The sequence below is a fragment of the Timaviella obliquedivisa GSE-PSE-MK23-08B genome, assembly GCA_019358855.1.
GTDB classification, from domain to species: domain Bacteria; phylum Cyanobacteriota; class Cyanobacteriia; order Elainellales; family Elainellaceae; genus Timaviella; species Timaviella obliquedivisa.
The window spans coordinates 23,178-30,322 of sequence record JAHHII010000025.1 but is presented as its reverse complement, the minus strand read 5'-3'; the positions used below and the strand labels follow the sequence as shown (position 1 = coordinate 30,322).

The following is a 7,145-nucleotide window of genomic DNA, read 5'->3' as shown; positions in this document are numbered from 1 at the left end:
CCAGTAGTCAGATTGCTGGGATATGCTTTACTCATATTGCTTTCTCGGTGCTGCGTGCTTTCTATTCGCAGCTTACACTGAGAGAGCTTTTTTACCGACTAGCTGACTTTTCAAACATCCTCTAACCCAAAAACCTGTTGTTTCTACCGACGCAATTACCGATGATCTAATCCTGGATTATGATTCTCAAGGTAAAGTAGTCGCTATCACAATCGACAATTACTCTAAAAATGTTGATGCCTTCAATCTCCAGACTCTCGATTTACCGCTGCTAAGTGCATAGTTTGCAACTGGTACAATCGCCTGATTGATGCGATCGTCTATCGATTATATGGATTGACTGAAGAGGAGAGGGCGATCGTGGAAGGCAAGTAAACCTGATTGATTCTTTAAAGGAGAAGTGATATGCAAGTGACCAAAGAAACTATTAAGCAAGAAATCGATCAATTCAACGATACACAGCTAAAGCAAATTGCAGAATTTATTGAATTCATTAAATTTCGTAACCAATTTCAGACAAAAGTAACTGATTTACATCAATCTGCCAATCTATACCAAGAATTTGCTCAAGACGATCGAGAACTCGCAGAAGTTGGTATGGCAGATTATGCTGAACTGCTGCAACGAGAGGATCAATGATGGCGATCGCGCGTGGGGAAGTGTGGCTGGCAAACCTGAACCCAACTCAAGGTTCAGAGCAAGCGGGTATTCGACCCATAATCATCTTTCAAGAAAATACCCTGTCCAAATTCACCACAACTGTCATCACAATTCCCGTCACTAGCAATCTGCGTCGCGCCGCGCTTCCTACCTGCATTCAAGTTTCTAGCGGCGAAGGAGGATTAAATCAAGAGTCTGTCGCCCTGTGTCATCAAATTCGTGTTCTAGATAAAACTCGATTGATCAAGAAGTTAGGACAACTGAAGCCCGAAACAATCGTAGCCTTAGAAACAACTGTGCTGTTCACCCTTGGTTACTCAATGTCATAGGAATCTTAAAAAGATACGATGAGATCGCCTGATTGATGCGATCGTCTATCGATTATATGGATTGACTGAAGAGGAGAGGGCGATCGTGGAAGGACGTACAAATAGCGAGGAAACGGAACTTACAATATGAGTACTAACATTAAAGAAAAATTACTCGATGAAATTGATAAAACTTCTGATTCAACTCTCAAAGAAGTCTTAGATTTTTTATTGTTCGTCAAAGCTAGAGAAATCCAGCAGGAACAACTAGAAACCAGTCTGTTAAGCGAACCATTGCTAGCAGAAGATTGGTTAACCCCTCAAGAGGATGAGGCATGGCAACATTTATAAAAGGGGATGTTGTCGTTGTTCCTTTCCCATTTTCCGATCTAACCAATGCTAAAAGACGACCTGCTTTGGTAGTTGCAACACTCAGCTGAAATGATTTTATCCTTTGCCTAATTACGAGCCAAACAACGAACGATAAATATACAATAGCTATTTCAAATGATGACTTTGAAGCAGGAAATCTGGATAGAAATAGCTACGTTAAAGTTAACCGACTGTTCACCGCTAATGAACAAATCATTGCCTATAAAATAGGGACTTTAACCACAAGCAAGATCAATGAGGTTATTGCCAAACTAGTTGCGATCTTGCAGCAATAAATCTCAATTCTAATTCTCCTGTGCGATCGCAACTTTTACAAACGACAACAGCGAGGCGAGGAATCACAATGAAGATTCAATACTTTCCTGAAACGGATACATTGGCGATCGAGCTAACCAGTAAGTTTGTTGCTTCTACCGACGCAATTACCGACGACTTAATTCTAGATTATGATTCTCAAGGCAAAGTAGTCGCTATCACAATCGACAATTACTCTAAAAATGTTGATGCCCTTAATCTCCAGACTCTCGATTTACCGCTGCTAAGTGCATAGTTTGCCATTGAAGCGGTGCGATCGCCTGATTGATGCGATCGTGTATTGCTTGTACGGGTTGACTGATGGGCGTTGCTGAATGATGCTATGAAAATCCGGTTCCTCCGTCCTTATAGGGAAGGGGTTAGGTTTCTACAACGCAGCGGAGCCCTCTCCCTAGACCCCTCTCCTAAAAGAAAGGGGCTTTGAATAGATTCATGCTTTTATTTAGCAACACCAGACTTTGAAAGAAAAAAGGATGTGAGTTAGGCAAGACAAACACCAGACTGGGAGGACAGGTAACTCAAAATGTGGAATATTGAAAGGAGTCCCCCTCGTGTTTTCCTATGATGAAACTCGGCTCCCACTACCTTGGCGACCCTGGCGATACCTGCGAAGCAGCGCGCCAATGCCAATTCACCTTTTGGGCACCTCTAATTAACCAAGTGGCACTTCACATTGTTGCCCCAACCGAGCAATTAATTCCACTTCAATGTAATGACGGGTATTGGCAAGGAACGATCGAAATTGAACCTGGCAGTCTGTATTTTTATCAGTTGGATGGTGACCCTGGCGGTATCTGCGAAACAGCGCGCGATTGTGCCGATCCGGCATCCCAATCTCAGCCTCAAGGTGTACACGGGCCATCCGCAGTCGTTGACCACACCGCGTTCGCTTGGACAGATGAAAACTGGACAGGAATTCCTTGGGCTGAGAGCGTGATCTATGAACTCCATGTTGGCACGTTTACATCGGAAGGTACCTTTGCAGCCATTATCCCTCGCTTGCCCGATCTGCGAGAATTAGGAATTAATACCATTGAGATTATGCCAGTAGCGCAGTTTCCGGGCGATCGCAATTGGGGTTACGATGGCGTGTATCCCTACGCGGTGCAAAATTCTTACGGAGGAGTAGACGGCTTTAAGCAATTTATCAATGCTTGTCACACTCAAGGAATTGCCGTCATTTTAGATGTGGTCTACAACCATTTAGGACCTGAAGGAAATTATCTTTGGGGGCTGGGGACTTACTTCACCGAAAAATACAAAACGCCTTGGGGAAGTGCTGTCAACTATGACGGGGCATATAGCGATGGAGTCCGACACTATTTTGTGCAGAACGTCTTGTACTGGTTGGAAACCTTTCATATAGACGGGTTGCGGCTGGATGCAATTCATGCCATTTATGACTTTGGGGCAAAACATATTTTACAAGAAATGATGGAAGCAACAACGCTTCTGTCAGAACAGCAAAGACCTCGGTATTTAATTGCAGAAAGTGATCTAAATGATCCGCGAATTATCCGCCCAGTATCAGTGGGAGGATATGGCATGGATGCTCAGTGGAACGATGATTTTCATCATATACTGCACGTGTTGTTAACAGAAGAACAAGAGGGATATTATGAGGATTATGAAATAGGCTATGGCGGACTTGCGCAGCTTGCTAAAGCCTATCGGGAAAACTTTGTGCATACGTGGGACTACTCGCGGCATAGGCTGCGCCAACACGGTGACAGAGCCGTAGACTGTTCGCCCAGCCAGTTTGTAGTCTTTGCACAGAATCATGATCAAGTGGGCAACCGCATGAATGGCGATCGCTTTTCCCATCTGCTATCGTTTGAATCACAAAAGCTAGCCGCCGCTGCTACCCTGCTTTCGCCCTCTATTCCGATGTTATTCATGGGCGAGGAATATGGTGAAACTGCCCCATTTCTCTTCTTCATCAGCCACACCGATCCCCAATTAGTAGAAGCCGTGCGGGCAGGCAGAAAAGAAGAATTTGCTGCATTTCAAGAAGCAGGAGAACCGCCTGACCCCCAAGCGATCGCCACATTTGAAGCTTCAAAACTTAATTGGGAACTCCGCCAGGTTCAACCTCATCAATCTCTATGGCAGTTCTACCAAAAGCTTCTACAATTGCGGGCAGCAAACCCCGCCCTCTGCTATTCCGATCGTCAAAGTGTAGAGGTTTCAGTCTTGGAGGCAGAACATATCCTGAAACTACGCCGTTGGCATCAAAATCACCAAGTTTTGTGCCTACTGAACTTTAGCTCTAACGCTGCTAAATTTAAGTTAACCCTACCGTCAGGCACTTGGAAAAAACTGCTCGACTCAACTGATGAAGCCTGGAACGGTATGGGTTCTTACCTACCTGACGTGATTCCATCTGAACGCGGTACGACCGTACCACAGCAGGAACTTGATATGAGTCCCTATAGTGTGGTCGTTTACGGGTGCAACACTTAAAAGCGCTCTACCTAACCTTTGATGGGGTGGGAAGCTATTCCTAAAGGCAGAGCAATGATAGGCAATTAGGACAGGTATAATTCTGGGAAGAGCGATCGCCTCCCATAATTTGGTAACCTGAAAGTCAAAATATAGTCTATTAATCGTCAAGCTTATTAGTTTTTCGTTACCAAGGCTCAGTCCAAAATCTAAAATCCGAGATCCAAAATCATGATGCAGATTCCCTTGGTCACTTACCGGATTCAATTCCACTCAGGCTTTAATTTTCAAGCCGCAATGGCGATCGCCCCTTACCTCAGCGAATTAGGAATTTCTGATCTCTATGCCTCGCCCATCTTTACAGCCAGAAAAGGTAGCACCCACGGCTACGATGTTGTCAATCCTCAAGAAATCAACCCCGAACTAGGCGGCTTAGAAAAGTTTGAAGAATTGACCCAAACTCTAAAGAAACACGAAATCGGCTGGCTGCAAGACATCGTACCCAACCATATGGCGTTCGACAGTCAAAACAAAATGCTGGTCGATGTTTTAGAAAATGGTTCCGATTCAGAATTTCACAACTTTTTTGATATCAACTGGGATCATCATTATGCTGATCTGCGAGGGCGTGTTTTAGCCCCGTTCTTAGGGAAATTTTATGGTGATTGCTTAGAAAGCGGCGAACTTCAAATTCGGTATGAGGAAGACGGACTTTCCTTAAATTACTATGATCTTAAATTTCCATTACGTGTTGAATCTTATATTCAGGTTCTAATTCATGATCTAGGTACTTTACGTGAAAAATTAGGCAGAGATGACTCTAATTTTGTAAAGATGCTGGGAGTCCTATACGCCGTGAAGTATATTCCTTCGGGCGAAGAAGGGCGAGAACGTTATGACCAAATTGTATTTATTAAAAGAATGCTCTGGGATCTATGGAATGATAGTCCTGAGATTCGAGAATTTATTGAAAATAATATTAAACTCATTAATGGCGAAGCTGGCAAGCCAGAGAGCTTTACTCGTTTAGATGGATTGCTTTCGGAACAGTTTTTTCGGCTATCTTATTGGAAGGTTGGTAACGAAGAACTGAATTATCGTCGGTTCTTTACAGTAAACGATTTAATTTCAATGCGAGTGGAAGATCAGAACGTATTTGATCATACCCACCAACTTATTTTAGAATTTGTTAAAGATGGAAAATTTAGCGGTTTGAGAGTCGATCACATTGATGGATTGTACGACCCAGCGCAGTATCTCATCCGCCTCAGAGAACAGGTGCCCGATGCCTATTTACTGGTTGAGAAGATTTTAGAGGAGAATGAAGAACTGCCGCTCAGTTGGCCCATTCAAGGAACGACTGGATATGACTATATGAACAAAGTGAATAATCTCTTTTGTCAGCAAGCATCACAGTCTGAATTTGATGCCGTGTACTACGCTTTTGTAGGTCGTGCGACGGCCCATGAATCGCTAGTTGACGAAAACAAAAGAATGATTATTGGCAAACATTTGGCTGGAGATATTGACAATCTAGCTCACTTACTAAAACAACTATCGGTACGCCATCGCTACGCTAGCGACTTTACCATGTACGGCTTAAAGCGAGCGCTGGTAGAGGTTCTAGCTTTATTACCCATTTATCGAACTTACATCAGTCGAGAAGGAAGTCGTAAAGCCGACCAAGAATGCATGAAGCATCTGTTGGCAAAAGCCAAAGAGAAAACGCCCAACTCTGCCAACGAGTTAGCTTTCATGGAGAGGTTTTTGCTGCTTGATTTTGATGATTCTTTGACTGATGAAGACAAGGATCTCTGGCTTGATTTTCTGATGCGGTTGCAGCAGTATACAGGACCGCTGATGGCGAAAGGGGTAGAAGATACAGTTATGTATGTTTATAACCGTCTAATTTCTCTGAATGAAGTCGGTTCTAACCCAGGCTGCTTTGGTATCTCGGTCGATGATTTTCACACTTTTAATCAAGTTCGCTGCGCCCAATGGCCCCATGCTATGAACGCAACTGCTACACACGATACCAAGCGGGGCGAAGATGTTAGAGCTAGAATTAATGTGCTGTCAGAGATTCCCAAGGAATGGGAAGAGCACTTAAAGAACTGGCATCAAATGAACGAGCCCCTCAAAACCTGTGTAGAAGGATTGGATGCGCCCGATCGCAATGACGAATACTTCTTTTACCAAACATTACTGGGTACCTTCCCCTTTACAAAAGCTGATTATCCACAGTTTGTAGAACGCCTTAAAGAATATCTTATTAAGGCAATTCGAGAGGCAAAAGTTCACACTGAATGGCTCAGACCTGACATTGACTATGAGAATGCTTGTATTGAATTTGCCGATCGCGTTTTGAAAGATACTGAGGATAACTTATTCCTGCAAGCCTTCCATCCTTTTCAGCAGAAGATTCAACACTATGGCATCTGCAATTCACTTTCGCAAACGTTGCTAAAGCTTGCTTCACCTGGCGTTCCAGATCTGTATCAGGGTGCAGAACTATGGGACTTGAGCATGGTTGATCCTGACAACCGTCGCCCCGTAGACTTTGCCCAGCGATTAGAGTTTCTCAAGAAAATGAAGTCGCGGAAAAATACCTTGAAGCTGATCGAGGAACTCTTGAAAGCGCCGGAAGACGGTAGACTTAAGCTCTTCTTAATTCATAGAGTTTTGCAAGCTCGTCGCAACCATGCAGAACTTTTCCAACGGGGTGGATACCAAAAGCTGACAATTTTGGGCAGCATGAAAGAGCACGTTGTCGCATTTGCGCGGGACTTGGGAGACATGCGGGCGATCGCCATTACGCCTCGCTTCCTCACCCCTGTTATCAAAGTAGATGAGTATCCCATGGGCGAACAAGTTTGGCATGAAACTCGTATCCTTCAGCCCCCTGGCTCTTCTTCTATTTGGCTAGATGCCATCACTGGGCGAGAGGTTCAGGGTAATGACACATTATGGTTAAAAGAAATCCTGAGTCATTTTCCTGTTGCCTTGTTATTCAGCAAGGTTGAGTAA

7 protein-coding genes and 1 pseudogene are annotated in these 7,145 nt (G+C 43.9%); all 8 read left to right on the top strand.

Going from position 1 to position 7,145, the window contains the following annotated elements; genetic code table 11:
• Positions 1-154 precede the first annotated feature (154 nt).
• The 8 genes and pseudogenes from KME11_22740 to treY all read left to right on the top strand — a co-directional run bounded on the left by KME11_22740 (position 155) and on the right by treY (position 7,145).
• Positions 155-283, top strand: coding sequence for a hypothetical protein (locus KME11_22740; protein ID MBW4518028.1), 129 nt, complete (start codon positions 155-157; stop codon positions 281-283).
• Between the two features lie 122 nt (positions 284-405).
• Complete coding sequence (locus tag KME11_22735) at positions 406-639, top strand: hypothetical protein (GenBank protein MBW4518027.1); 234 nt, start codon at positions 406-408, stop codon at positions 637-639.
• Positions 639-989: a type II toxin-antitoxin system PemK/MazF family toxin gene (locus tag KME11_22730; GenBank protein MBW4518026.1), complete on the top strand. Its 351-nt coding sequence runs from the start codon at positions 639-641 to the stop codon at positions 987-989. The genes KME11_22735 and KME11_22730 overlap by 1 nt, the downstream gene beginning before the upstream one ends.
• 126 nt (positions 990-1,115) lie before the next feature.
• The gene (locus KME11_22725; protein ID MBW4518025.1) at positions 1,116-1,319 is read left to right on the top strand and encodes a DUF2281 domain-containing protein; all 204 of its coding nucleotides are present in this window, start codon (positions 1,116-1,118) and stop codon (positions 1,317-1,319) included.
• Positions 1,304-1,636: pseudogene (locus tag KME11_22720) on the top strand (type II toxin-antitoxin system PemK/MazF family toxin). Before KME11_22725 ends, KME11_22720 begins: the two are co-directional and overlap by 16 nt.
• 68 nt (positions 1,637-1,704) lie before the next feature.
• Positions 1,705-1,911: a DUF2283 domain-containing protein gene (locus KME11_22715; GenBank protein MBW4518024.1), complete on the top strand. Its 207-nt coding sequence runs from the start codon at positions 1,705-1,707 to the stop codon at positions 1,909-1,911.
• Positions 1,912-2,237: 326 nt separating this feature from the next.
• Positions 2,238-4,139, top strand: coding sequence for a malto-oligosyltrehalose trehalohydrolase (gene treZ, locus KME11_22710; protein ID MBW4518023.1), 1,902 nt, complete (start codon positions 2,238-2,240; stop codon positions 4,137-4,139).
• 213 nt (positions 4,140-4,352) lie between these two features.
• Positions 4,353-7,145 carry a malto-oligosyltrehalose synthase gene (gene treY / locus KME11_22705; GenBank protein MBW4518022.1) on the top strand — a complete coding sequence of 931 codons (2,793 nt, stop codon included), beginning with the start codon at positions 4,353-4,355 and terminating at the stop codon, positions 7,143-7,145.